Source organism: Streptomyces niphimycinicus (assembly GCF_018883605.1).
GTDB classification, from domain to species: domain Bacteria; phylum Actinomycetota; class Actinomycetes; order Streptomycetales; family Streptomycetaceae; genus Streptomyces; species Streptomyces niphimycinicus.
On sequence record NZ_JAHLEM010000316.1, the window covers coordinates 1 to 24,974 of the forward strand.

Annotated in this window: 20 protein-coding genes and 1 pseudogene; 4 read left to right on the plus strand and 17 right to left on the minus strand. The window is 70.4% G+C overall.

Going from position 1 to position 24,974, the window contains the following annotated elements; genetic code table 11:
• Window positions 1–84 (minus strand): helix-turn-helix domain-containing protein (locus KN815_RS26740; RefSeq protein WP_216344481.1); only part of this gene is annotated, 84 nt, incomplete at its 3' end.
• Between the two features lie 155 nt (window positions 85–239).
• Here KN815_RS26740 and KN815_RS26745 point away from each other — a divergent pair.
• Window positions 240–680: a hypothetical protein gene (locus KN815_RS26745; protein ID WP_216344466.1), complete on the plus strand. Its 441-nt coding sequence runs from the start codon at window positions 240–242 to the stop codon at window positions 678–680.
• Window positions 681–725: 45 nt separating this feature from the next.
• Here the strand turns inward: KN815_RS26745 and mug are convergent.
• From mug to KN815_RS26760, 3 genes and pseudogenes are all read right to left on the minus strand, one after another.
• Window positions 726–1,297 (minus strand): annotated as a pseudogene (mug, locus tag KN815_RS26750) (G/U mismatch-specific DNA glycosylase).
• Between the two features lie 8 nt (window positions 1,298–1,305).
• A complete protein-coding gene (gene purB, locus KN815_RS26755) occupies window positions 1,306–2,739 on the minus strand; it encodes an adenylosuccinate lyase (protein ID WP_216344467.1) in 1,434 nt (477 codons plus the stop codon).
• 130 nt (window positions 2,740–2,869) lie between these two features.
• The gene (locus KN815_RS26760; RefSeq protein ID WP_216344468.1) at window positions 2,870–3,640 is read right to left on the minus strand and encodes an SGNH/GDSL hydrolase family protein; all 771 of its coding nucleotides are present in this window, start codon (window positions 3,638–3,640) and stop codon (window positions 2,870–2,872) included.
• A gap of 66 nt (window positions 3,641–3,706) precedes the next feature.
• Here KN815_RS26760 and KN815_RS26765 point away from each other — a divergent pair, with 66 nt between their 5' ends.
• Complete coding sequence (locus tag KN815_RS26765) at window positions 3,707–3,970, plus strand: hypothetical protein (RefSeq protein ID WP_253209262.1); 264 nt, start codon at window positions 3,707–3,709, stop codon at window positions 3,968–3,970.
• A 96-nt stretch (window positions 3,971–4,066) separates the two neighbouring features.
• Entirely contained in the window at window positions 4,067–4,291 is a 225-nt protein-coding gene (locus KN815_RS26770) for a hypothetical protein (protein ID WP_014056689.1), read from the plus strand.
• A 40-nt stretch (window positions 4,292–4,331) separates the two neighbouring features.
• Here KN815_RS26770 and KN815_RS26775 read toward each other — a convergent pair whose 3' ends face one another.
• From KN815_RS26775 to KN815_RS26815, 9 genes are all read right to left on the minus strand, one after another.
• Window positions 4,332–5,336: a hemolysin family protein gene (locus tag KN815_RS26775; RefSeq protein WP_216344469.1), complete on the minus strand. Its 1,005-nt coding sequence runs from the start codon at window positions 5,334–5,336 to the stop codon at window positions 4,332–4,334.
• Window positions 5,333–6,697, minus strand: a complete 1,365-nt coding sequence (locus KN815_RS26780) for a hemolysin family protein (RefSeq protein WP_216344470.1) — start codon at window positions 6,695–6,697, stop codon at window positions 5,333–5,335. Before KN815_RS26780 ends, KN815_RS26775 begins: the two co-directional genes overlap by 4 nt.
• A gap of 238 nt (window positions 6,698–6,935) precedes the next feature.
• Window positions 6,936–10,478 (minus strand): discoidin domain-containing protein, encoded by a 3,543-nt coding sequence (locus KN815_RS26785; protein WP_216344471.1) that lies wholly within the window; start codon window positions 10,476–10,478, stop codon window positions 6,936–6,938.
• Between the two features lie 116 nt (window positions 10,479–10,594).
• Window positions 10,595–12,751: a LamG-like jellyroll fold domain-containing protein gene (locus KN815_RS26790; protein WP_216344472.1), complete on the minus strand. Its 2,157-nt coding sequence runs from the start codon at window positions 12,749–12,751 to the stop codon at window positions 10,595–10,597.
• A gap of 222 nt (window positions 12,752–12,973) precedes the next feature.
• Entirely contained in the window at window positions 12,974–14,848 is a 1,875-nt protein-coding gene (locus KN815_RS26795) for an RICIN domain-containing protein (protein WP_216344473.1), read from the minus strand.
• A 218-nt stretch (window positions 14,849–15,066) separates the two neighbouring features.
• Entirely contained in the window at window positions 15,067–16,887 is a 1,821-nt protein-coding gene (locus tag KN815_RS26800) for a glycoside hydrolase family 35 protein (protein WP_216344474.1), read from the minus strand.
• On the minus strand, window positions 16,884–17,759 hold the full coding sequence (locus KN815_RS26805) for a carbohydrate ABC transporter permease (protein WP_216344475.1): 876 nt from the start codon (window positions 17,757–17,759) through the stop codon (window positions 16,884–16,886). The genes KN815_RS26800 and KN815_RS26805 overlap by 4 nt, the downstream gene beginning before the upstream one ends.
• Window positions 17,756–18,730 (minus strand): carbohydrate ABC transporter permease, encoded by a 975-nt coding sequence (locus KN815_RS26810; protein WP_216344476.1) that lies wholly within the window; start codon window positions 18,728–18,730, stop codon window positions 17,756–17,758. The genes KN815_RS26805 and KN815_RS26810 overlap by 4 nt, the downstream gene beginning before the upstream one ends.
• Before the next feature lie 139 nt (window positions 18,731–18,869).
• Window positions 18,870–20,168: an ABC transporter substrate-binding protein gene (locus tag KN815_RS26815; protein WP_253209264.1), complete on the minus strand. Its 1,299-nt coding sequence runs from the start codon at window positions 20,166–20,168 to the stop codon at window positions 18,870–18,872.
• Between the two features lie 274 nt (window positions 20,169–20,442).
• Between KN815_RS26815 and KN815_RS26820 the strand changes: the two genes are divergently transcribed.
• The gene (locus KN815_RS26820; RefSeq protein ID WP_253209265.1) at window positions 20,443–21,492 is read left to right on the plus strand and encodes a LacI family DNA-binding transcriptional regulator; all 1,050 of its coding nucleotides are present in this window, start codon (window positions 20,443–20,445) and stop codon (window positions 21,490–21,492) included.
• Window positions 21,493–21,693: 201 nt separating this feature from the next.
• Here the strand turns inward: KN815_RS26820 and KN815_RS26825 are convergent, their stop codons facing one another.
• From KN815_RS26825 to bioD, 4 genes are all read right to left on the minus strand, one after another.
• Window positions 21,694–22,620: a TIGR03621 family F420-dependent LLM class oxidoreductase gene (locus KN815_RS26825; RefSeq protein WP_216344477.1), complete on the minus strand. Its 927-nt coding sequence runs from the start codon at window positions 22,618–22,620 to the stop codon at window positions 21,694–21,696.
• Window positions 22,621–22,772: 152 nt separating this feature from the next.
• The gene (locus KN815_RS26830; protein WP_216344478.1) at window positions 22,773–23,585 is read right to left on the minus strand and encodes an ABC transporter ATP-binding protein; all 813 of its coding nucleotides are present in this window, start codon (window positions 23,583–23,585) and stop codon (window positions 22,773–22,775) included.
• Window positions 23,586–23,732: 147 nt separating this feature from the next.
• Complete coding sequence (locus KN815_RS26835; RefSeq protein ID WP_216344479.1) at window positions 23,733–24,416, minus strand: class I SAM-dependent methyltransferase; 684 nt, start codon at window positions 24,414–24,416, stop codon at window positions 23,733–23,735.
• Between the two features lie 90 nt (window positions 24,417–24,506).
• Window positions 24,507–24,974, minus strand: a 468-nt coding sequence (gene bioD, locus KN815_RS26840; RefSeq protein WP_216344480.1) for an ATP-dependent dethiobiotin synthetase BioD, incomplete at its 5' end; no start/stop codon positions are given.

The window sequence follows — 24,974 nt, forward strand, 5'->3', positions numbered from 1 at the left end:
CCCGAACGTACGCGACAGCTCGGCCGCCTGCGCATCGGTCGGATAGAAGCGGTACTTGAATGCCCGCCTCACGTGAGTGGCCATGGCTCACAAGTTAGCGCATCAGATGGTGATCGCCTGCCGAGTTGTCAGCGGCGGACACCGAACCGCCTTGGCGGCGACTCGCCTTCCCTTGCCCTGCACCGCAGGAGCCCGGCCCCTCCCCCGCCTGAAGGCGGGGGTCTCCTCGGAGGTCCCCGATGACCAGTACGGCGGACCACGTGGCCACGATCGAGCAGTTGCGCGCGCGGGACTTCCCCGCGCAGCGGGCCGCCGACGGGCGGGTGGCGAGCGGCCCCGGATTCCATGTCGCCGACCTCCGCGTCAGCGAGGATTTCTGGGACGCCGATCTGACCCGGGTCGAGGAGGTGCTGGAGGAGTTCGAGGCCGAGCTGAGCGTCCTGGTCCAGGTGCTGACCTTACGGTGGGGCGCCCCCGATGTCCTCGATCTCACCGACTCCCTGGAGCGCTCGGCGATGGGCGAGCCCGTTCCGCCCCCGCTGGACACCCTGTGCGGTTATGTGCCCGAGCTGAGCGTCTGGCGCCTCGACGGCCGCTGGGTCGGGCTGGGCGTGGGGCAGGGCGACCGCGAGCTGCCGTTCCAGTTGCTGGTGGCGATAGGGGAGGAGGGCACGATATGACGCCCCTCCGTCCCGTCTCGGTGTCCGGCTAGTCTCGGTGTCCGGCTAGCCGTCCGCCTCGGCGGCGGTGCGCAGGCGGCCGTACTCCTCCGCCATCGTCGTCAGTGTCCAGTGCGCGTTGAGCCCGCTGGGATTCGGCAGGGCCCAGATGCGGGTGTCACCTATCGTGCGCGTCTGCGGGCCGATCTTCGCCTTCTTGTCGCCGAACGCGACCCGGTAGGCGGTGACCCCGGCCACCGCCAGCCAGCGTGGCCGCAGCCGGAGCACCTTCTCCTCCAGGATCCGGCCGCCCTCCCGGTACTCCTGGTCGCTCAGCTCGTCGGCCCGCGCACTGGCGCGCGCCACCACATTGGTGATGCCCAGGCCGTAGCGGACCAGCTCCGACTGCTCGGACGGGTGCAACTGCCGGGGGGGTGAAGCCCGAAGCGTGCAGGGTGGGCCAGAGGGGGGCACCTCCCAGACGGAGTCTGGGGGAGGTTGCCGGGGCGGGCGAAGTGGTGGCCGGTGGCGGCCGTCATCAGCCCGGGGTTGATACCGCAGAAGAGGACCCGCAGGCCGTCCGCGACCACATCGGGGACGAGGCGGTCGCGGGCGGCCTCCAGTTCGGCGGGGGTCATCGCGGGCGTCAGAGGATCGAGCCGGGGGTGTAGGCGGCGGCCGCCGGGCGCTCCTTGACGATCTCCTCGATCCGGGCGACCACCGCGCCGACCTGGTTCGCGGCCGCGCCCGTGAAGGAGAGCTTGTCGTCCATCAGCGCGTCGAGACCGGCCCGGTCCAGCGGGATGCGCTCATCGGCGGCGAGCGAGTCGAGCAGCTCATTGCGCTCGGCGCCCTGCTCGCGCATGGCCAGCGCCGCGGCCACCGCGTTCTCCTTGATGGCCTCATGGGCGACCTCGCGGCCCACCCCGGCCCGGACGGCACCCATCAGCACCTTCGTCGTGGCCAGGAAGGGCAGATAACGGTCCAGCTCACGGGCGATCACGGCGGGGAAGGCGCCGAACTCGTCGAGCACGGTCAGGAAGGTCTCCAGCAGCCCGTCGAAGGCGAAGAAGGCGTCTGGCAGCGCGACCCGGCGCACCACCGAGCAGGAGACATCGCCCTCGTTCCACTGGTCGCCCGCCAGCTCCCCGGTCATCGAGGCGTAGCCGCGCAGGATCACGGCGAGGCCGTTGACGCGCTCGCAGGAGCGGGTGTTCATCTTGTGCGGCATCGCGGACGAGCCGACCTGGCCGGGCTTGAAGCCCTCGGTCACCAGCTCATGTCCGGCCATCAGCCGGATGGTCTTGGCCAGCGAGGACGGGGCCGCGGCAAGCTGCACCAGCGCGGTGACCACGTCGTAGTCCAGCGAGCGCGGATAGACCTGGCCGACGGAGGTGAACGCCTGCGCGAAGCCGAGGTGGGCGGCGACCCGCCGCTCCAGCTCGGCCAGCTTCTCCGCATCGCCACTGAGCAGGTCCAGCATGTCCTGCGCGGTGCCGACCGGGCCCTTGACGCCCCGCAGCGGGTAGCGGCCCAGCAGGTCCTCCAGCCGCCCGTACGCCACCAGCAGCTCGTCCGCCGCGGTGGCGAACCGCTTGCCGAGCGTGGTGGCCTGCGCCGCCACATTGTGCGACCGGCCGGCCATCACCAGCTCGGCGTGCTCGGCGGCCAGCTTGCCGAGCCGGGCCAGCACCGCGACGGTACGGTCCCGTACCAGCTCCAGGGAGAGCCGGATCTGGAGCTGCTCCACGTTCTCGGTGAGGTCGCGGGAGGTCATGCCCTTGTGGACGTGCTCATGACCGGCGAGGGCGTTGAACTCCTCGATCCGGGCCTTCACATCGTGGCGGGTGACCTTCTCGCGCTCGGCGATCGAGGCCAGGTCGACGGTCTCCAGGACCCGCTCGTAGTCGGCGAGGGCGGCGTCCGGCACCTCGATTCCCAGGTCCTTCTGGGCGCGCAGCACGGCGAGCCACAGCCGCCGCTCCAGCGTCACCTTGTACTCGGGGGACCACAGGACGGCCAGCTCCGCGGAGGCGTAGCGGTTGGCCAGGACGTTCGGAATGCGCGGCTTACCAGTCACGTGCACAGAGTCTACTGGCCGTCCTCGCAGGCCAGACCGGTGGCCGAGGGACGCCCCCCGAAGGGCCCGGGGCGCGGGCGGCGCACCGGTCCCGCGGATGAGCCACGCATCAGCTTCGGATCGCTGAGGATCAGTCCTCGTACGGCAGCAGCTCGGCGCGCTTGGGGGCGCGGCCGTCGCCCGAGGAGCGGCCGGTCAGCCGCCTGCCGATCCACGGCCCGAGGTGCTGGCGGGCGAACCGCACATCCGAGGTGCGGCGGGCTATCCAGCCGACGGGCACCGGGGGCGGCAGGGGCGCGTTCCAGTCGGACTCCGGCTCATGGCCCAGCGCCTGCCATATGGCCTCGGCGACCCGCCGGTGCCCCTCGGCGTTCAGATGCAGCCGGTCCTCGTCCCACATCCGGGGGTCCCCGACGGCCTGGGAGGCGAACAGGTCCACGACGGTCGCGTCATGGCGTGCGCCCAGTTCGTCGATGACCGAGAACAGCCGCTCCATCCGTGGCTGGAACCGCTCGAACACCGGCCCGCGCCGCCCCGGGCTGCGCATCAGCACCAGCCGCTTGCAGGTGGGCGCCAGCCGCTCGACGGCCTCCTCCAGCAGGGCGCACACCCGGCCCACATCGCATTTCGGCCGCAGCACATCGTTCAGCCCGCCGACCAGGGTCACCAGATCGGCGCCCATGGCCGCCGCCGGGCCCGTCTGCTCCTCGACGATCTGCCCGATCAGCTTGCCGCGGACCGCGAGGTTGGCGTATCGGAAGCCGGGGCTGTGGGCCGCGAGCCGCCCGGCGAGCAGATCCGCCCAGCCTCGGTAGGTGCCGTCCGGGAGCCGGTCCGACATGCCCTCGGTGAAGGAGTCGCCGACCGCGACAAAGCTGCTGTAGGTGATGTTCGTCTGCATGGCGCAGGAGATCCTATCCCGGTGTGCGGGCTGCGTTGACCGCCGACCGCGAGCATGATGAGCCGCATGGCGATGACCCACATCTACTTCGAGGGCGGGGCGCGGAACGGGACGACCGCCAGTTGGAATGTGGAGCCCGGCGCGGACATCTACGACGACAACATCTTCCGGCCACCGGAGCTGTACCGGCGGACGAACCGCACCAAGGTCATCGGCCGGATCGAATACGTGATCTTCCGCTACGACCCGATGGGCACCCGGCCCGGCACCGGCCCGGGCAGCGCCCCCGGCCCCCCGCCACTGAGCCTCGCGCGACCGTCCGGGCGATGACCTCCGATTGGCCCGCTTGGACCGCGCGGGGTTCCGCGTGCCGTGTGGCGGGGCAGTCTGGTCGACGTGGATGCCTTCGAATGCGACCGCACGACCATGGCCATCGTCGCCGCCGCGCTCGCCGACGACGGGGAGGGCGCCGCCGCCCTTCTGGAGCCGCTCGAGATGCGCGACGCGTGCCGGGTCGCGGTGCGGCTCGCCGCGATGGCCGCCCATGCGCTGGTGGCGGTGGCCGAGGAGGGCGGCGGCGGACGGGAGGAGGCGCTGGCCCACTGGCAGGAGTGCATCATCGCCCATGAGTCCAGACGCACCGAGGAGTGACCGGACACGATGGGGAATGACAGCGCGCCCGCATACGTGATCAGGCGACCAGCTCGCGCAGCACGTCCTCCATCGTCACCAGCCCCTCCAGCCGTCCGTCCGCGGCGATGACCGCCGCAAGGTGGGTGCTGCTGTCGCGCATCGCGGTGAGCACGTCGTCCAGCGGCGTATGCGACCGCACCCGGGGGATCGGGCGTAGCTGATCGGGGCGGAACGGCACATCCCGGGGCCGTGCGTCCAGCGCGTCCTTCACATGCAGATAGCCCAGGATCCGCCCGGAGTCGTCGACCACCGGGAACCGTGAGAAGCCGGTCCGCGCAGCCAGTTGTTCCAGCTCCTCCGGGGTCACCCCGAGCTGCGCCTTGACCACCTGATCCATGGGCAGCACCACATCCCGCACCCGTCGCCTGCCCAGCTCCAGCGCGTCCCGCAGCCGCTCGGTGGACCGGTCGTCCAGCAGTCCGGCCTCGCTGGAGTCCGAGACCATCCGGGCCAGCTCGGCATCGGAGAAGGTCGCCGCGACCTCGCCCTTGGGCTCCACGCGCATCAGCTTCAGCAGCCCGTTCGCCAGGGAGTTCACGCCGAAGATCACCGGCCGCAGGGTGCGGGCGAGGGCGACCAGGGGCGGGCCGAGCAGCAGCACGGTGCGCACCGGCTCGGCCAGCGCCACGTTCTTCGGCACCATCTCGCCGAACAGCATGTGCAGATAGGTGGCCACGGTCAGCGCGATCACGAACGAGACCGGATGCACCAGACCCAGCGGCAGCCCCACCACATGGAAGAACGGCTCCAGCAGATGCGCGATGGCCGGTTCCGCCACGGCGCCCAGCACCAGTGTGCACAGCGTGATCCCGAGCTGGGCCGCGGCCAGCAGCGCGGAGAGGTGCTCCAGGGCCCACAGCACGGACCGCGCCCGCCGGTCGCCCTGCTGGGCGTGCGGATCGATCTGGCTGCGGCGCACCGAGATCAGGGCGAACTCCGCGCCCACGAAGAAGGCGTTGAAGACCAGCGTCAGCAGGCCGATCAGGAGCTGGAGGACGGTCATCGGCCCGTCGCCCCCTCGGCACCGGGCACGCCGCCGTCGCCATCGCTCCCGGTACCGCGCAGCGGCGACCGCAGCCGGGCCCGGGCCGCCCGGTGGCTGGTCACCTTGCGCACCTCCACGGACCAGCCCTCCGGCTCGACGGTGTCGCCGACGGCGGGGATCCGGCCCAGCTCGGTGGCGATCAGCCCGGCCAGCGTCTCGTACGGGCCCGGCGGCACCCGCAGCCCGATGCGGGCGAGCTGATCCATGCGGGCCGCGCCGTCCGCGTCGTACAGCGCATGGCCCTCCGCGTCCCGGCCCATCGGCATCAGATGGGCGGTCTCCTGCGGATCGTGCTCGTCGTGGACCTCGCCGACCACCTCCTCGACGATGTCCTCCAGGGTGACGACCCCGGCCGTACCGCCGTACTCGTCGATGACCACGGCCATGCTGCGCTGCGCCGAGAGCCGGTCCAGCAGCCGGTCCACGGTCAGCGGCTCCGGGACGAACAGCGCCTCGCGCATCAGATCGGAGACCGGGCGGCGGGGCCGCTCCTCGGCGGGGACCGCCAGGACGTCCTTGATGTGGACGAGGCCGGTCACCGTGTCCAGGCTGCTCTGGTAGACGGGGAAGCGGGACAGCCCGGTGGCGCGGGTGGCGTTGGCGACGTCCTCGGCGGTGGCCCGTACGTCCAGCGCCACCACCCGCACCCTCGGGGTCATCACGTTCTCCGCGGTGAGCTCGGCGAGGTTCAGGGTGCGGACGAACAGCTCGGCGGTGTCCTTCTCCAGCGCGCCCTCCTTGGCGGAGTGGCGGGCGAGGGCGATCAGCTCCTGCGGGCCGCGCGCGGAGGCCAGCTCCTCGGCGGGCTCCAGGCCCATCCGGCGCACGGTGCGGTTGGCGGTGTTGTTGAGATGGCTGATCAGCGGGCGGAAGACGGAGCTGAAGACGCGCTGCGGGGTGGCCACGGCCTTGGCGACCGGCAGCGGCCGGGAGATGGCCCAGTTCTTGGGCACCAGCTCGCCCACGACCATCAGCACGACGGTCGACAGAAAGGTGCCGAGCACCAGCGCGGTCGAGCGTACGGCCGACTGGGGTACGCCGATCGCGGTGAGCGGCCCGGCCAGCAGGGCCGCGACGGACGGCTCGGCCAGCATGCCGACGACCAGATTGGTCACGGTGATGCCGAGTTGCGCGCCGGAGAGCTGGTAGGTGAGGCTCCGCACGGCCTTCAGCGCCCCGGCCGCACCGCGCTCCCCGCGTTCGGCCGCCCGTTCCAGCTCGCCGCGCTCGACCGTGGTCAGCGAGAACTCCGCCGCGACGAAGGCGCCGCAGGTCACCGCCAGGAGGAGGGCCACGGCCAGGAGGAGGACTTCGGTCATCGGTTCACCTCCGTCCCATGATCCGCCAGGGACCGGAGGAATGCTCGCTGTCTCGGTGCAGGCGCCGCGTCCGGCCGGCTCGTCGCCCGTGCCCGACCTTCAGATGCCGGAGGTGCCACTTGTCCTGGCACCTCCGGCTGCGGGGCGGGCACTCCTTGCGTCGTGGCGCTATCTCAAGTCAAGGGGTGGTCGGCCACGCCGATCGGTGGGAGCGGGAGGCTCGTCTCGGTCGGCGCCCTTACGCCGTTGTGCCGTAAAGGATCACCTCCGCGATGCCGGCGACGGTCTGCGCGCCCCCGCCGGTGACCTTGGTGACGACGATGCGGATCTGGCGCACGTTCGTCGCGCTGAAGACTTCGGGGAGGGTGTACTGGCCGCCTCGGGTCAACTCCGAGATGACCGTCTTCCAGGTGGCGCCGTCCGTGGAGGTCTGCACATCGAAGGTGTACCAGTTGCTGTCCTTGCCCCAGTGGATGCGCACTCCGTCGAGGTTGTGCGCGCCGGTCAGCTCCGCGGTCAGCGTCTGGGGGACCGTCGGGGAGGAGGCGCTCCACCCGGTGCCGAACGTGATGTCCCCGTCGAACGCCTTGTCGGGTTCGAAGCCGTCGGCGTGACTGGACGCGGTGACCGCCTTGATCCGATCGTGGGGGATCTTCGGGCCGGGATCGGCCGGGGGCGTGCCGCCGCTGCCACCGGGCGGCACCGCGCGGAACTCGCGTAGGGACGGCCACCAGGTGCCCGCGGAGATGATGTCGACGCGCACATGACGCGCCTTGGTCCGCACCTGGTGGCTGACGGTGGCGACCTTGGCGGTGTTGTCCTCCGCGTTGACGACGGTGGTCCATGTGCTGGCGTCGTCGGAGGCCAGGATCCGGTACCTGTAGCTGGTCTGGTCGGTTTCCCAGACGATCTGGAACTGTTCGATGTCGGCCGGCGTGCCGAGATCGACCTGCCACCAAGCCGAGGCCGGGCCGCCCCCGACCCACTTGGTGTGCCCTTCGTCGTCCACAGCGTTGGCCGGCCCGTTGCCGGACTGCGAGCTGGAGGCGGTCGTCGGCTTGAACAGGGCCAGGTTCTGGGCGCCCTGATTCTCCAGCGTGGAGATGTCCTTCCATGCGGGGTGAGTGCCATCGGGGACATGGGAACCGGAGTAGGGCGCGGTCCGCACGGTGTACCGGCCGCTGTGCAGCCCATCCGTGGTCGCGGTGAGGGTGACGGGGCCGCTGGAGGTCTTGGTGGCGATCAGGGCGTAGCCGATGCCACCCTGGACCTTCTGGGTCTGCGCCGCGATCCGCGGGATGCCGTCGCCGACCAGGGCGCCGGCTCCGCTCACCTCCAGGGTGACGAGGGCGGAGGAGTCGGCGACCAGCGTGCCGTCGGCGTCGACGACCTTGATGAACACCGGAATGAGGTCCGAACCGTCGGCCACGGGCTGGATGCGATCGAGTAGCCGGGCGTATCGGCGCAGCGCCTTGGCCTCCTCGGCCGGCAGCGCGCGACCGCGGATCTCGCCGACCCGGTCGATGAGCGTTTCCACCCGGCCGGGCTTCATCCCACCCAGCAGCTTCCGTGCGGCCTGCTTCCCCTTTTCCGAGTTGTCGCCGAGAGAGGAGGCCAGCAGGTCGGTCAGGGCGGCCCGGCCGCCCGCGTCGTCGGCGACGAGCTCGAGGTGGTGGGCGGCGCCGGGGGTGTTGACCTGGTGGGTCGCGGCGAGCGTGCCGTTCAGGTAGCCCTCGGCCCTGAGCTCTCCGGCGGTGAACGACGGCAGGGTGAATGTGTAGTAGGGGCTGCCACCCTTGGCTGCCACGTGTGGCGCGGTCGTGGCGTTCTGCTTCCGCGTCTTCTCCCCGATGAGGCGGCCGTTCTGATACAGCCGGACGCTGTCGGTGTTGCTGAAGACCCTCACGTCCAGGTCGGAGGAGACCGCGTAGGAGCTGGCGATGAAGACCATGGGGCCGCCGTGGTTCGGGTTGGTTGCCGGTTGCATGGACCTGAGCCAGTGGTAGCAGTACTTGGGGTACCGGTCGATGTCGACCACGCCGGACTTCTGGTAGGCGTCGTTGGTGCCGTAGTCCTCGAAGACCCACAGGAAGTAGCCGCCGATCCGGCCGTGGGCGTCCAGCCCGCCCCAGTCCCAGTAGCCGGTGCCGTCGAGGTAGCGCTGGCGGGTCAGGACCTGGTCGGCCATGGCGCTCTCGCCGTCGTCCCGGTCGCACCGGGACGGGTCCTCCCAGTCGCCCCACTCGCGGGTGAGGAACGGCTTGGTGGGCGCGGGATCCGAGCCGTCGGTGTTGACGACCTTGTAGTTGACGCCGTACTCGCCGCCCCAGGTGCCGTAGTCCGCCGAGGTGAACATCTGGTCGCCCGGCAGCTCCGCGTGAGCGACGGTGTTGGCTTCCTTCGCCCACCATTGCGGGTACCCGGTCTCGTTCAGCGAGGTCTCCCAGAGGATCACCGAGGGCCGGTTGCGGTCCCGCCGGATCATCGTGGCGATGTCACGGTAGGTGCGCTTGACGAAGGTCTGGTCGCCGTTCCAGTACTGCCAGCCCGGCTGGCAGGCCACGACGAGCAGGCCCAGTTCGTCACAGGCGTCGAGGAAGGACGGGTCATGCGGATAGTGTGCCGCCCGTACGGCGTTGAACCCGCCGAGCTTCAGCCGCAGCGCCTCGCGGTACTTCATCGACGCCGGCACGGCGTCACCCACGTAGGCGTAGTTCTGGTGGCAGTTGGCGCCCCGGAGATAGAGCCGGTCGCCGTTGAGGTAAAAGCCGTCCGCCTTGTACTCGATCCGCCGTATGCCGGTCCGCGTACTCACCGTGTCGACCAGGCGGTTGCCGAGGTAGACCTGGCTGACCAGCGTGTACAAGGAGGGGGAGTCGGGGCTCCACAGGTTCGGGCGCGTCACGCTCAGTGTCTGTGTGAAGGCGTGGCCGCCGTGGTCCGCGACCGACGCGTCGGCCTTGGCCCGCGCGACGGCCCTGCCCCGCGCGTCATACAGGACCGTGGCCAGCCTCACCTGCACGGCCTTGCCTGTCCTGTTCACGACATGCGTTGTGACCCGGGCCGACGCCCTGGCCGCACTCGCCTTCGGGTAGGAGACGGCCACACCGGCCCCGGCGACCAGGTCCTCCTCCAGCGGGTCCGAGATGTGGACAGGGTCCGTCACCCGCAGTGTGACGTTGCGGTAGATACCGCCGTACGTGAGGAATCCCAGCTCGTTGCGTGGCTTGCCGGGAGGAGTGAGCGGGTCGTCGAGATTCGACACGCGGACCGCGAGGACGTTGTCGCGGTCGAAGTGAACCTTGTCGGTGATGTCCACGACGAAGCCCAGATAGCCGCCGTGGTGCTCAGCGAGCTTCACCCCGTTCAGGTAGACGACGCTGTGGGTCTGGACACCGTCGAAGACGACGGTCAGCCGCCGGCCCCGGTCCCGCGGATCGACCCGGAAGTACCGCCGATACCAGCCGATCCCCGCGTAGACGTTGTACACCGAGGGCCGTTTGCGCTCCAGTCGCATCGTGTGCGGCACCGATACCGCGGCCCACGCCGAGTCGTCGAACCCGGGCTGCTGAGCGCTTGGGGCGTCGTCACGCCAGAACGCCCAGTCGGTGTTGAAGTTCAGCACTCGGCGCCCGCCGCCGGCGGACTCGCCGAGGTGCGATGTCGCCGCCCTGGCCGGCTCGGCGCCGGCCTGTCCGACGGGCACCAGTGCCGTGCCCACCCCGGCCAGGCCCGCCGCGAGCACGCCCCGACGTCCCATTCCACCCACGTTCTCGATCATGATTCCATTCCCCTGAGTCGTTGTTCGCCGTCACGGCAGGGCCGGGGCAGGTCCGGCGCCGGGACTGCCCCGTCCCCGGCCGTTGCTCAATGGGTCAGGCAGAGAGGCGCGTCGGCTCATCCTCCGACGCGACGCCACTGTCGGCTGGTGCCGCCGTCGCAGTCCGCGAGCCGCATCGGCGCGCCGTTCGTGCGGGAGCCGTCCTTCACCTCGACGCACTTGCCGGACAGGGCCGAGGTGATCGGGCCCGTGTTCGGGGGCGTGGGTGTGGGTGTGCCGGGGGTGACGGAGAAGTTGTCGAACTGGTCGGTCTGGTAGTCGGCGACGCCGAGACCGGGCTGGCCGTTGGCGTAGCTGGAGTCGGTGACGCTGCCGACCACCTTGCCGTCGATGGCGGCCGAGAGAGTGGTGCCCTCAAGAGTGAAGGCGATGGTGTGCCAGCTACCGGTACCGAGCTTGGCGGTGGTGCCGCTGGCGAGGGTGGTGAACTTCCAGGCGGTGTCGCTCTTGTCGATGGACCAGGCTCCGGTGTCGCTGACCCGCAGGTGGTAGGCGTTGAGGCCGTTGTTGTTCTTGGCCTGCTGGTTCACCCGGCCCAGCAGCTCGACGGTGCCGGACTCCTCGAAGAGGGCGTCGGCGGAGACGGTGTAGTCGCCCCAGCTTCCGTCGCCCATGAAGGTATAGGGGGCGCTGTAGGGCTCGTCGGTCCAGCGGATCGGGGTAGTAGCGGCCATCTGGCGCAGGCAGGTACCAGTGCGGCCGCCGCCGCAGGGCACAGTCTGGAAGGCGCCGTTCATGTCCGAGAAGTATTTCGGCGAGGTGGTTGCGGCGGGCGTCTGGAAGTCGTCCGCGTAGGGCAGGGTGAGCCCGGCGCGGGCCGGCGGGGTGGCGGTTCCCTTGCCCTGGCCGGTGGTGGTGGTCACGGTGTAGACGTAGCCGGGCCGGAGGGTGAGGGTGTACCTGCCGGAGGCCGGGGTGATGTCCTGCTGGTGGACGAACCAGTCGGCGGAGTCGGCCGAGTTCACGTTGGTGGCCCACACGTGGACCTTCCCCTTGGACAGGCCGCCGCTGACGGTGAAGGTGGCGGTCTGTTCGGCGGTGGCGTCCATGGTCTCGACGACCGTGCTGTAATCCCTGCCGTTGGTCGACTTCAGGGTGACGTAACTGCCGTTGCCGCGATCGCCGCCCAGGTATCCGCCGGCGGAGTCGATGTACTTCCAGCCAGGCCGGGTGAACTGCGTGGTGTGTGCGGTGACCCAGGTGGTCTTGCCGATGCTGTAGTTGCCGGACCAGGGTTGGTTGGCGATCGACATCCCGTCCGTGGAGAAGTGCAGGTTCGGATAGAGCGCGGCGATGACCGGCCAGTTGAAGTAGGCGGTCATCTTCCCGTCGAGATAGCCGCGGTTGACGGACCGTGCCACCGCGGCAGCACCCTCGTTGGCGTCCTGGGACCCGTTCTCACTCGCCCACAGCGGCTTGCCCAGCCGCTGAGCGGTGGTGGTACTGGGGCACTTGGCATAGGCGCCGAGGTAGCCGCAGGGATAGTGGGCGCCGACGACGTCCACCGCGGCCTTGAACTCCGGGTCCTCGGCCATGGCGTCGGCCACTTCCCAGTCGCTGTCGGCGGCGACCACCTTGGTGGCGGTGTAGCCGTGCGAGACGAGCGCACTCTTGAGCTTCTGGTACCAGGTCTTGTCGAAGCCGCGCTCGTTCCAGCCGCCCAGGTACTCGACGGTGAGGTCGTGCTGCGCCGCGCAGCCCATCCACGCCATTATGTAGTCGATCGTGTCCTGGGACCAGAAGTCGCCACCGCCGATCCAGCCCGGCGCGCCCCAGGACAGAGCGGCGAGCTTGATCTTGGGGTTGCGGGCCTTGGCCTGCTCGGCCAGCCACCATTGGTAGCCGTTGTCGCAGTCGATGGCGCCGCGGGTGTGCTCGATGCTCGGCTCGGCGCCATCGGTGGAGTTGGTGTCCCCGCCGATCTCCAGCTTGAGCGTCTGAAGGGAGGCGCCGTAGCCGGGTTTGAACAGGTAGTCGAGTATCTGAGCGCGTTGCGGCGCGGGGTAGTCGGCCAGGAGGCGCGAGTTGCCGCCGCCGCCCGAGATGGCGCCGACGCCGTCGAAGGTCAATCCGGGGTTATTGCCCTTGATCGCGATGGCGGTCGAGGCGGGGGTCGCCTGTGCGGGGGTAGGCGTCACCACGTTCATGAGTGCGCTCAACAACAGGAGCAGGGCTGTGAGAAGGGCGGTGCGGCAGGCTGGTGCCCGAGACATGCTGGCTCCTCGGAGGAATCACGGGTGGACGACTGAGCGATGGCCAAGCACCCCGCGTGCTTGCGGCATAGGGGTGCAGTGGGTGTCGACGGGGCGGGGCAAGGATGAGGCGGTCCGCGATCGCGCTGGTACGCGTCGTCGAGGAAACCGGGTTCCCGGTGGGGCACCGGGAACCCGGTGGTCAGCCCAGCGCCACAGGGCGGATGAGCATCAGCCGACCGCTCATCGCCGCGGCGGCAGGCCGGTGTGCCGGCTTCCGGGGCCAGTGCCGTCGTGGGGGCGGGACGCCGTTCGTACCTCGGTGAGGGTCAGGATCTGTTCGCCGGCGGTTCGTGATCCGCCGACGCTGCTTCCCGTGGTGTCGTTCCAGGAGCGGGTGGGGGTCGTCTCGGTCCGCCGGTCGGAGGTTGCGGACAGGCCGATCACCAGGCCGCTGTAGCGGTTGACCAGGCGGTACGTCCCGGTGGCGGTGCCGTTGGAGGAGGTGCTTCGGACGATGAACCACTGCTGCCCGACGGTGGGGCCGCCCTTTCTGGCGGCGGTGACCGTGGGCTTGGTGGCCCAGGCGCGGGCCGCGGTCCTGGTGGAGTCGACCCCCAGGAGTCGGCCGGTGGCGTCGTTGGTGATGCGGTAGGAGCCGTCGCCGTTGGCGGTGAAGGTCCACGATTCCCGCGCCGATCCGGTGGTGGCGGCCACCGACGTGGTGGCGGAGCGGCCGGGGACCTGAGCGAGGACGCGGCCGTTCGCGTTGGCGATGTGGTAGGCGGTGCCGGAGGCGACCGGGGCGGCCCGGGAGGAGCTGTCGATGGTGACGTTGATGTACTCCGAGGCGGAGTCGCCGGAGCAGCCGAAGGAGCAGTAGGAGCGGAAGGACTTGCCGACGATCGCGGAGCTGGTCTTGTTGGCGCTGTCGAGGAACCAGCGGTACCACGACGCGTTGGTGTAGCCGCCGGTGTCGCCGATCAGCCGCCACTTCTGGCTGGACAGGTCGTCGGTGGCGTAGAACTGCTGGGGTGCCTTTCCGCTCTGATCGACGGCCTGGGGCTGGCCGATGTAGAGCCCCAGATAGGCGTTGTAAGTGATGTCCATGACAAATAGTGGCGAGGTCGGAGGCATCTTGCCGGCCGCGACCTGCTCGCTCACCGTGCCGGTGTTCGCCGGGTCGTACTCGCCGGAGGTGGGGGTGTAGCCGGTGTCGGTGGCGGAGTCGATCGGCACCATGTTGCTCTCTTTGCCGCCCACGCCGGGCTCGGCCCAGGAGCCGCCGTACCACTTCTGCCAGGAACCAGGCGCCATCTTGCCGGAGATGGGGGCGCGGGCCACGTGTCCGTGGAAAGCCTTCCAACTGCCGCCCTTCTCCACGATCCGGGAACCGTAGTAGACGTAGAAGTAGCCGGAGGCCGTGTCGACGAACAGCCGCTGGTCGCCGTCACCGTAGTGGTAGGTCTGATGGGGGAAGGCGGCGTCGTCACCCCGTTCGGTGCGGTACGGGGAGGTGATGACATGGTCCTTGATGGTCCACGTTTTGCCCTGGTCGGTGGAGACGGCGTAGTCGATGGCGTCGTAGTGGATGCCGTCACCGAAGGGCTGCGGGGTGAACTCGTTGTGCACCAGGCCGTACCAGTGGCCGGTGTCCGGATCGACCCACACGCCGGCCAGGTCGCAGAAGTTCCGCTGCGAATAGTGTGACCCGGCGGGCGGATAGGTCGCCTTCAGCCCGGTGGGGCTGTTGTTGCACCGCCAAGTGGTGTCGTTGTTCTTGTCGTTGCCGTTGGCGGGGTTCACCGCGTCGCTGATGGCCCCGGACCGGGTGGCGGTGTCGAAGTTGCTGCCGGTGTAGAAGGTCCACGCACGGCTGTCGTTCGCACCGTAGAGGGCGTGGGACTGCTGGTAGTAGAAGGTGCCGTCCTTGTCGATGTAGGTGCCGGCCGGCGTGTCGTCCGGGTCGGTCCAAGAACCCTTCGCCCCGACGGTCACGGTGTAGGTGGCCGCGGACGCGTCCGCCGAGGCCGGTGCGGTCGCCAGCGTGTTGCCGCCCGCCACGGCCAATGCCGCGGCGACAAGCACACCGACGAGTCTTCTGCGAGGAGCTGGCACGGGTACTCCTTTTCTCTTCTCGATGGAGCCACGCCCTTTTGCGGCGGCTTCCCCTGAAACTCGGTGCGGTCCCTGGCACCTGCCGACCGGAGCGGGCGGCGTGTGCGGGCCGCGGTCATGGACGGGCGAGTACGCCCGGCAGACGGGCGACTTCCGCCGCCACCGCCGCACGCGCCGAGGAAGGTGACCTGTTCCATGGAGCGCGGGCGAGGCGCCGGTCAGTCGAACGTCTCTACGTACTCCTCACTCGGCCCGAGGCCGGGCCGGTCGTGCAGGACGATGTGGTGGCCGAAGCGTTCGAGTTCCAGGACGGTGAGGGTGTTCTCGCCGGAGCGGAGGAACGGGCCGGGCAGGTAGAGCGTGGTCTGCGGCCCCACCTCCCAGTAGCGGCCCAGCAGTATGCCGTTGACCCATACGAATCCCTTGGCGAAGCCGGGCAGCGCGATGAAGGTGTCGGCGGGCCGGCGCACGGTCAGCCGGGCGGTGGCGAATCCCGCGGCGCCACCGGGCCGGGCCGAGGACGTCGCACGCGCGACGTCCTCGGGTGTCCACTCGTCGAGCGGCAGCCCGCGCATGGTCCAGCCGTGCACCAGCCGCCGCTCCACGCGCACCCCGCCGAGGATGCCCTTGCCCTGGCCGAGCAGCGGGCCGTAGTTGATCCGCCCCTGGTTCTCCACCAGCAGCTCCAGCCGGATGCGCCGCCCGGAGCCGGCCACGGTGCACGACGATGTCTCGCGGTCGAGTACGGCCACGAGCGCGCCGTCGACGAAGACCTGGGCCCGGTCGTGCAGGCCCGTGACGGTGAGCTCGTGGGTGCCTGAGGGCAGCAGAGGCTCGGCCGCGTACAGCACCAGACCGGAGGACTGCCCCAACTCCTCGAAGCTGAGCGGCAGTGGCGCGCGCACGGGCGTGGACATGGCGCGCAGCGCGTCCCGTAGCGCTGCCTCCCGGCGCACCGGGAGGGTGCGGGGCTCCAGAAGGGCGGGAGCGGCGGGCACGGGGCGTTCCGGCGCGCCGCCGAACGCGGTGAGCTTCTTCCGGAGCGTGAAGAACTTCGGCGTCAGCGCGCCGTGTTCCGCGATGGGGGCGTCCGAGTCGTAACTGGTGATCGTCGGCTGTATGGCCTCGCCGTCGTGGTTGGCGCCGGCCCAGAGACCGAAGTTGGTACCCCCGTGCGCCATGTACAGGCTCACCGATCCACCCGCGTCGAGGATGCCGCCCACGTCCCGCGCCGCGCTCTCCGGCGATCGCACATGATGCTTCTCGCCCCAATGGTCGAACCAGCCGTTCCAGAACTCCGCGCAGAAGAAGGGCTCGCCGGGGCGGCGCGAGCGCAACAGGGCAGCCGCCTCCGCGGGGCGCGAGCCGAAGGTCACGGCGGCCAGCTCGTCGGGAACGGTGCCGCCGTCAAGCATCAGCGGGGTGGGGCCGTCGGCCGTGTAGAGCAGTTCGGTGATGCCCCGGTCGACCAGGGCGTCCCGCACCCAGTGGACGTACGCGAGGTCGTCACCGTGGCTGCCGTACTCGTTCTCGATCTGCACCGCCACGACGGGACCGCCGCGGCTGAACTGCAGGTCGGCGACGCGCGGGATCAGCTTGTCGAACCAGTCTCCGACCGCCTCCAGGAACGGCGGGTAACAGGTGCGCAGCCGCATCCCGGGGACGCCGGTCAGCCAGGCCGGCAGCCCGCCGTTGTCCCATTCCGCGCAGATGTACGGTCCGGGGCGCACGATGACGTCCAGGCCGGTGTCCCCGGCCAGCCGGATGAACCGGGTCAGGTCGCGCCAGCCGTCGAAGCGGGGGTCTTGGGGAGCGCGCTCGTGGAAGTTCCACGGGACATAGGTGTCCACGGTGTTGAGCCCCAGGGCGGACAGGCGCCGGAGGCGGTCACCCCACTGCTCGGGATGGACACGGAAGTAGTGCAGAGAGCCGGCGAGGACGCGGTGCGGTCGGCCATCGCGCAGCAGCCGCCCGTCGGCGTGGGCCAGGGCCGGCGCTCGCCGCCCGGTGCCGGTGGATCCGAGGGAAGAAGCGCTCACTTGACGGCTCCGGCGGTCATGCCCGCGCGCCAGAACCGCTGGAGCGCGAGGAAGGCGATCAGAAGCGGGACGACGGACACGAGCGATCCGACGACGACCAGCGGGGGCGGCACCGCGACATGGCTGGCGTTCCAGCCGGCCAGACCGACGGTGACCGGTTGCAGCCGGTCGTCTCCCAGCACCATCACGGGCAGCAGGTAGTTGTTCCAGATCTCCACGAACTGGAACAGGAAGATCGTCACCAGGGCGGGCAGCATCATCCGGACACCGATCGTCCCGAAGATCCGGAACTCGCCCGCGCCGTCGAGCCGGCCGGCCTCCAGGACCTCGTCGGGCACCGACTGGGCGGCGAAGACCCGCGAGAGGTAGACCCCGAACGGGCTGACCACGCTGGGCAGGAGCACGGCCAGCGGATTGTCGATCAGATGGACCTCGGAGAACATCAGGTACAGCGGCAGCGTGAACAGCACCTTGGGCACCAGCACCGCCGCGAGGACCACGCCGAACAGCGCGCCGCGCCCGGGGAAGTCGTACTTGGCGAGGGCGTATCCGGTGAGCGCGGAGAACGCCGTGCCCAGCAGTGCGCCGACCCCGCAGTACAGGACACTGTTGAGCATCCATCGCCAGAAGATGCCGCCGTCCTGGCTGCTCAGGCGGGCGATGTTGTCGAACAGACCCCAGCCGTCGAACCACAGGCCGGTGCCGCTGAACTGCTCGCCGAACGGCTTGGTGGCCGAGACCAGCAGCCACCACAACGGGAAGAGGAAGTAGAAGGCGGACAGTCCGAGCAACGCCATGACCGTTCCGCGGCTCGCCGGGCTGGTGTCCCGTCGCGACCTGATGAGGGGCTTTTCCGCGGTGACCGCCATCATCCCTGTTCCCCCCGGTTGGTCAGCCTGAAGAAGACGAACGACACAGCTCCCACCAGTACCGCGAGAAGCACGGACTGGGCGGCTGCGTAGTGGTAGTTGCCGGCCGCGAGAGCGCTCTGCGCGGACATGATGGGGGTGAAGGACGAGGAGACGGAGCCGTCGGAGACCGGCTGGAGCACCGCCGGCTCGTTGAACAGTTGAGCCGAGCCGATGAGGGAGAACACCGCGGTGAGGACCAGCGCTCCGCGCACTGCGGGGATCTTGATGCTCCAGGCGATCCGGAACGCCGACGCGCCGTCCATCCGCGCCGCCTCCAGCAGCTCCGCGGGTATTGCCTGTAGCGCCGCGTAGATGATGATCATGTTGTAGCCGGCCCAGCTCCAGGTGACGACGTTGGCGACCGACCACAGCACGACATCGTGGTCGAAGAAGGGGATGGCGACCCCGAGCGGTTCGAGCAGCCGGTTGATCGGACTGGACTGCGATGAGTACATGAAGGACCAGACGAGCGCGGCGCTCACCCCGGGAATGGCGTACGGGAGGAAGCTGGAGAGCCGGAAGAAGCTCCTGCCCCGGGTGGACCGGGAGTCGATCAGCAGCGCCAGTACCAGGGCGAGGACCAGCATCAACGGGACCTGGACGACGCCGAACAGCGCGATCCGGCCCAGCGACGCCGTGAACCCGCCGTCATGGATGGCCCGGTCGTAGTTGCCCAACGGGTCGAAGACCTCACTGGGCGCGGTGAGCCCGAGCCCGGACCGGTGGAGGGTGAACAGGCTGCTGCCCGCCGCGTAGCTGATCGGTGCCACGTACGTGGCCGCGAACAGGACGATGAAGGGCGCGCAGAACAGCAGCGGCTTCCACCGGCGCGGGCGCGCCTTCGCGGCTGTGGGGCGGGAGGGTTCCGGCGGGGGCGCGCCGCCTGCGCGATGGTGGTGGCGGGCGACTGCCGGAGCGGCGCCTTGGGTCACGAGCTCATTCCTCACTGCGGCTCAGGTGGGCGGTCTGGAGTGTGGCGCGGAGGGCTGCCACGGCCGCGCGGCGGCCGTACCGCGCCGTCGGCGTGGCGGGAGGCCGTTGTCAGGGGCCGCCCGCCGGTGCCAGGTGCGCTCACTCGGCGACGCGCAGTCCCTGCGTCTTCATCTCCGAGAGCGTCTTGTCCTGCGCCCTCCGCAGGGCGTCGGCTATCGTGCCCTTGCCGCCCCACGCCTTGCCCAGTCCGTCGTCGAGGTCGGCGGCTGTCTTGGTCATCAAGGGGCCCCAGGTCCACGCGGAGTCGACCTTCGGGGCGGCGGCGGCGAACACCTCGTAGATCTTCTGGCCGCCGAAGTACGGGTCGCCCGCCGTGAACTGCTCCAGGTTGAGCAGCCCCTTCGCGGCGGGGAAGAGCGCGGCCTTGCCGACGAGGGCTCCGAATGTATCGCGGTCGGTGCTCAGCCAATGGGCGAACTCCCAGGCCGCCTTGGGATCGTCACAGCCCTTGAGCACGGCGGTGGCGGATCCTCCGGCGTTGCCGACCCGCGTGCCGCTCTTGCTCCACTGGGGCAGCGGCGCCACCGCCCACTCGCCGGCGCTCTTCTTGGCACCGCCCTTGATGACGCCGGCCTGCCAGACGGCGCCGACCACCGTGGCGATGTCATCGTTGCCGAGCCCCGTGTACCACGCCTGGTCGTACATCGGCGCGCCGCTGATGAGCCCCTCGTCGGCGAGCCCCTGCCAGTAATCGGCGACCTTCTGGTTTGCTGCCGAGGCCATGCTGACCTGCCAGGCATCACCCTTGACACCGAACCAGTCGGCGCCGGCCTGCCAGGCGAGGCCCGCGTAGTCGTAGTCCATGTAGGGCGACGAGATATACCGGTCGGGATCGGACGCATGGATCTTCCGGGCCGCGGTCTTGTACTCGGCCCAGGTGGCCGGCGGCTTCAGACCGAGCGAGGCGAAGACTTTCTTGTTGTAGAAGAGCGCCATGGGGCCGGTGTCGACGGGCGCGCCGTAGACGTTGTCGCCCAGGGTCACCGACTTCCAGGCCGCGTCCTGGAACTCGCCCTTGCTGGGGGACGCGTACTCGGCGACATCCTCCAGGGCGCCCTGCGCCGCGAAGCTGGGCAGCGTCTCATAGCCGACCTGGGCCAGACACGGTGCGTTGCCGGCCTTCACCGCGTTCAGCATCTTCTGGTACCCGCCCTTGGCACCCGGCTGCACCGCCTGGTACGTGACCTTGACGTCCGGGTGGCTCTTGTTGAACGCCTTGACGGCGTCGGCGTAACCGGGAGCCCAGCCCCAGAATGTGATCGATGCCTTTCCCGAGGATGATGCCGAGTCCGAGTCGGACCCGGAGCACCCGGCGGTGGTGAAGGCGAGACCGAGAGCGCCCAAGACGCCCGCGCAGAGGACGGCAAACCGCTTCACAGCTCCTCCTATGTGCTGATGGCAGCGCGGAGGAAACACCTCCGAGGTGGCCGCGCGGCCGGGTGTGCGCAGCCCGGTACCACCCCGAGCTGGCGCACTGATGGCTGGAACTATGGCACACGTTGTTATCGATGCCAATACAACTGCTGCCAAGCGCTTGCAGCGCTTCAGGGACCCTGTCTGAGGGGAAGTTGGCGATATCATGGTGAGGAAGCAGGCAAGGAAGGGATCCATGGCTAAGCGAAGTGCCGACGGCGGGGAGCGAGCGCCCGGAATGGCGGATGTGGCCCGGGTCGCCGGAGTGTCGGCGCAGACGGTGTCGCGCGTGCTCTCAGGGCATCCGAACGTGCAGGAGCGCACGCGTGCCAAGGTCATGGCCGCCGTGGACCAGCTCGGCTACCGCCGGAACAATGCCGCGCGCGTGTTGTCCTCGGGCCGCAGTCGCGCCATCGGCGTGGTGAATCTTCAGACCAACTTCTACTCGCGCGCGGCCGTCACCTCCGGTATCGAGAACGCGGCCCAGGCCGCCGGCTACGCGGTCAGCATGGCCACCACCGCGTCTCTCGACTCGTTCGCGATCGACCGCGCGCTGTCCCGGCTGGCCGACCAGGGTGTCGACGGAGTCATCCTGGCGGTGCCGTTGATCCATAGCAGCGAGCGCATCGAACAGTTCACCCGATCCACGCCCACCATCACCATCGACGGATCGCGCACCGAATCGGCCGAAGTGGTGGCCATCGACCAGGCGCTGGCGGCGCGCCTGGCCACCGAGTACCTGCTGGACCTGGGCCACGAAACCGTGTGGCATGTCGCCGGCCCGCAGGAATGGCTGGACGCCACCAGTAGGCGCGAGGGCTGGCGTGCGACGCTGGAGGCGGCCGGGCGGTCGGTGCCGCCGCCGCTGGAGGGAGACTGGTCCCCCGCGTCGGGCTACCGCAATGGGCTCATCCTCGGCAGGATCCCGGACGTGACCGCGGTCTTCGTGGCCAGCGACGAGATGGCGTTCGGAGTGATCAAGGCGCTCCACGAGCTCGGCAGGCGAGTCCCCGACGACATCTCCGTGGTCGGCGTCGACAACATCGAGCTCGCGGAGTACTGCTCGCCGCCCCTGACCACCGTCGCGCAGCCGTTCGCGCACATGGGCGCGCTTGCCGTGGCTCACCTGCTGAGACACATCGCGGATCCCGACGCCGCGCCCCGACCGACTGTTGTGGAGCCCAGGCTCATCGCACGGGCGAGTACCGCGCCGCGCGCCGGGACAGGGCCGGCTCCGGCTCCCCCCACGCGGCGCCCCGACGCCATGGCCGCGCCGTCGCGGGAATAGTGCGGGAAAAGCGCGCCCGCGTTCCGGACGGGGGCGCGGCCGGCGTGTCCTGGAGCCGCTCCCGCCCCGGCGCGAGCGTGGATTGCGGGCCGTACGTGGTGAAGCCCGCGTTGTCGCACAGCACCGCGATGTCCCGGGACGCGAGCTCCGCGGCCGGCTCATCACCGGGCGGACCGCGGCGTCGACGGGAATTCCGCCTGTTCAGCTCCCGTGCAGCTCCTCGATCACCGGGGCGAGCGCCGCCATGTTGTGTTCCAGCACGGTGAAGTACGAGAAGCCGAACCGCTTGCGGTGGGCCCGCAACTGCTCCGCCATCTCCTTGGCGTCGCCCAGCAGCAGCGCGGGGTGCTCCAGCATCTGGTTCTCGGTGAGGCCCGGTGCGTAGGCGGCCAGCTCACGCACCTTGGCGCGCCGGTCGGAGCTGGGCCCGGCCATCTGGATGAGGTAGTTCAGCTCGATGGCCTCTCCCGTGCCATCGGTCCCCTCCGTACTCTCTGTCCTCCCCGCCTCGGCGGCGAAGCGGCGGAAGGCGCCCACCCGCTCCTCCAGCGCCTCGGGGCTGATGAGCTGCATGGCGCCCTGGGGTTTGCCGGGGGCCCGCACCGCCCCGGTGAAGGCCGCGATGTCCGCATGGCGCGCCGCCAGCCGCAGCAGCCGGTCGCCGTTGCCGCCGAGCAGCAGCGGCGGGCGCGGGGACTGGACGGGCCGTGGCCGGTGCTCGGTATCGGTCAGCAGACGCTCCAACTCGGCCACGGTATGCACCAGGTGGTCCACCCGCTCCCGGGGTGAACCGAAGGGCAGCCCGGCGCTGTCGTGCTCGGCCTTGACATAGCCGGCGCCCAGGCCGAGCTCCAGCCGGCCGTCGGTCAGCGTGTCGCAGGTGGCCACCTCCCGGGCGAGCAGCGCGGGGTTCCAGAACCCGGCGTTGAGGACGAAGGTGCCCAGCCGTGGGCGCTCGGTCGCCTCGGCGGCGGCGGCCAGCGCCGGGAACGGGGCGGGGTTGCCGAGGTGGTCGGGGGTGAGCAGCACGTCATAGCCGAGTTGCTCGGCGTGGCGGCACTTCGCCCGCCATGCCTCGGCCGATTCAAGGGTGAGCAGATTGACTCCGAAGCGGAACGGCCTTGCCATGAGCCCTCCTTGAGCGCGGATACGGCGAACGTATCCGAGATCGGCGCCGTTCGAGGCCCCTCGTCCCCACTCTCGCTCACTCGCCCTCGTTCACCGGTCCGGCCGATCGGGCAGCGGCCGAGGCCGGGGGCCTGGCGGCCGGTGCCCGGGGCTCAGCCCAGCGGGTCGGGTTCCGGTTCGGCGCCGGGCGTGGCACTGGTGAAGATGCGCATCCGTGCCAGCACCGCCTCGGCCGTGGGTCGCTCCATCCGGTCCACGATCCGGCCGTCGGCGAGGAAGAGCACCAGATCGGAGTGGGCGGCGGCGCTCGGGTCGTGGGTGACCATGACGACCGTCTGGCCCAGCTCGTCGACGGCCTCCCGCAGAAAGCGCAGCACCTCCAGGCCCGACCGTGAGTCCAGGTTGCCGGTGGGCTCGTCCGCGAAGATCAGCTCGGGGCGGGAGGCGAGCGCCCGGGCGCAGGCCACCCGCTGCTGCTGTCCGCCGGAGAGCTGGGCGGGCCGGTGCCGCAGCCGGTCCCGCAGCCCGAGGGTGTCGATGACCCGGTCCACCCACTCCCGGTCGGGTTTGCGGCCCGCGATGTCCATGGGCAGGGTGATGTTCTCGGCCGCGTTGAGCGTGGGCAGCAGGTTGAAGGACTGAAACATGAAGCCGATCCGGTCGCGGCGGAGCTGGGTCAGTTCCTTGTCGCCCAGGCCGGTGATCTCGGTGTCGCCCAGCCATGCCTGGCCCGACGAGACCGTGTCGAGACCGGCCAGACAGTGCATCAGGGTGGACTTGCCGGATCCGGACGGGCCCATCACCGCGGTGAACCTGCCCCGTTCGATCTCCACGTCCACCGCGTCCAGCGCGAGCACGGCGGTCTCGCCGCTGCCGTACGCCTTGGTCAGGGACCGGGCGCGGGCCGCCGCATGGGCGCCGCCCTCCGCGAACCCGTCCGTCTTCGTTGCCGTCGGTGTGGACACGATGCCTCCCCGTATCGGAACGTCGTGCCCTCGATGGTAGGGACCCGGCCGCCGATGCGCCCACCCGCGGACGCCGGCGTACAGGAATGCGACGGCGGACGGGAACGTGATGCCCGGCGTTGACGGACGGGAACGTGATGCCCGGCGTTACGGACGCGTGGGCGACACCGGGCGGCGCGCGGCGCCCAGCACGCACGGGGACGTCGGTAGCGTCGGACCCCGCTCGGGGATGCGCAGCCGGCGATGGCCGATCGGCTCGAAGCCCGCGGCCGCGATCTCCGAGCGCACCTCGCGTGCCGTATGGCAGCCGCCGAACATCAGCGGCCACACCGTGCGGTCCAGCGCCCGCTGGGCGGTCGCCAGGACCCGCCCCTCGGCGCGCCCGTGCTCGAGGAAGCGCAGCTCACCGCCGGGCCGCAGCACCCGCAGCAGCTCGGTGAGCGCGCGCCGCACATCGCGCACCGAGCACAGCACCAGACAGGCCACCGCCGCGTCGAACGCCTCGCTCTTGACCGGCAGCGCCTCGGCGACGCCCGGCACCACGTCCACCGGCACCCCGGCCCGCAGCCCCGCCCGGGTGGCCAGCCGCCGCAGATGGCGCTCGGGTTCGATGGCGACCACCTCGCAGACGGCTTCGGGGTAGTGGGGGAAGTTCAGCCCGTTGCCCGCGCCGATCTCGATGACCCGGCCGGACAGCCCGGCCAGCAGTTCGCCGCGCAGCTCACCGATCCCCGCCCGTTCGTCGGCCAGCGGGCTCATTCTGGCGTAGCAGCGGGCGAAGAGCGGGTGGTGGACGGCGTCACGCGGGGGCGTGCGACGGCATACGGGCATGGGAGCTCCCCCTTGTCCCAGGTACGGACGATGTGTCCCAGGTGCGGACGATGGACCGATACCGGGATTCTGCCCACGCGGGGGGCGTCGCTACGCGGCCAGCCGCGCCGCGTCCCAGCTCCCGTCCAGCCGGGGTGCCAGCCAACCGGGCGCCTTAGCGCGGAAGTCGGCCGGCGGAAGGGCCGGGGCGCCCTGGGGGATGGCGCCCAGCAGCGGGACACCGGATGAATCCGGCAGATCGGCCACATTGCAGCGGGAGGCGAGATCCGCGACGGCGGGCCAGCTTCCGATGACGACGCCGGGGCACTCCAGCCCGCGGGCGCGCAGCGCCTCGGTGGTCAGGGTGGTCGCGTTGAGCGTGCCGAGGCCCGCGTGGGCGACGACGAGGACCGGCGCGCCGAGCAGCCGGGCCGCGTCGGCGAGCGTCGCCCCCGTCTCGTCGAACCGTACGAGCAGCCCGCCCGCGCCCTCGACCAGCACCAGATCGTGTTCGGCGGCCAGCTTCTCGGCCGCCTCCGCCACCTCGTGCGGCCGCACCGGCGGCCGTCCGGCGCGGCG

What these genes read in the sequence shown, in the direction of transcription:
- KN815_RS26805 (WP_216344475.1), bottom strand. Translation starts at nt 17,759, where the DNA reads ATGATGGCGGTCACCGCGGAAAAGCCCCTCATCAGGTCGCGACGGGAC.
- KN815_RS26820 (WP_253209265.1), top strand. Translation starts at nt 20,443, where the DNA reads ATGGCGGATGTGGCCCGGGTCGCCGGAGTGTCGGCGCAGACGGTGTCG.
- KN815_RS26765 (WP_253209262.1), top strand. Translation starts at nt 3,707, where the DNA reads ATGGCGATGACCCACATCTACTTCGAGGGCGGGGCGCGGAACGGGACG.
- KN815_RS26760 (WP_216344468.1), bottom strand. Translation starts at nt 3,640, where the DNA reads ATGCAGACGAACATCACCTACAGCAGCTTTGTCGCGGTCGGCGACTCC.
- KN815_RS26790 (WP_216344472.1), bottom strand. Translation starts at nt 12,751, where the DNA reads ATGTCTCGGGCACCAGCCTGCCGCACCGCCCTTCTCACAGCCCTGCTC.
- KN815_RS26825 (WP_216344477.1), bottom strand. Translation starts at nt 22,620, where the DNA reads ATGGCAAGGCCGTTCCGCTTCGGAGTCAATCTGCTCACCCTTGAATCG.
- KN815_RS26775 (WP_216344469.1), bottom strand. Translation starts at nt 5,336, where the DNA reads ATGACCGTCCTCCAGCTCCTGATCGGCCTGCTGACGCTGGTCTTCAAC.
- KN815_RS26770 (WP_014056689.1), top strand. Translation starts at nt 4,067, where the DNA reads ATGGCCATCGTCGCCGCCGCGCTCGCCGACGACGGGGAGGGCGCCGCC.
- KN815_RS26835 (WP_216344479.1), bottom strand. Translation starts at nt 24,416, where the DNA reads ATGCCCGTATGCCGTCGCACGCCCCCGCGTGACGCCGTCCACCACCCG.
- KN815_RS26745 (WP_216344466.1), top strand. Translation starts at nt 240, where the DNA reads ATGACCAGTACGGCGGACCACGTGGCCACGATCGAGCAGTTGCGCGCG.
- KN815_RS26780 (WP_216344470.1), bottom strand. Translation starts at nt 6,697, where the DNA reads ATGACCGAAGTCCTCCTCCTGGCCGTGGCCCTCCTCCTGGCGGTGACC.
- KN815_RS26785 (WP_216344471.1), bottom strand. Translation starts at nt 10,478, where the DNA reads ATGATCGAGAACGTGGGTGGAATGGGACGTCGGGGCGTGCTCGCGGCG.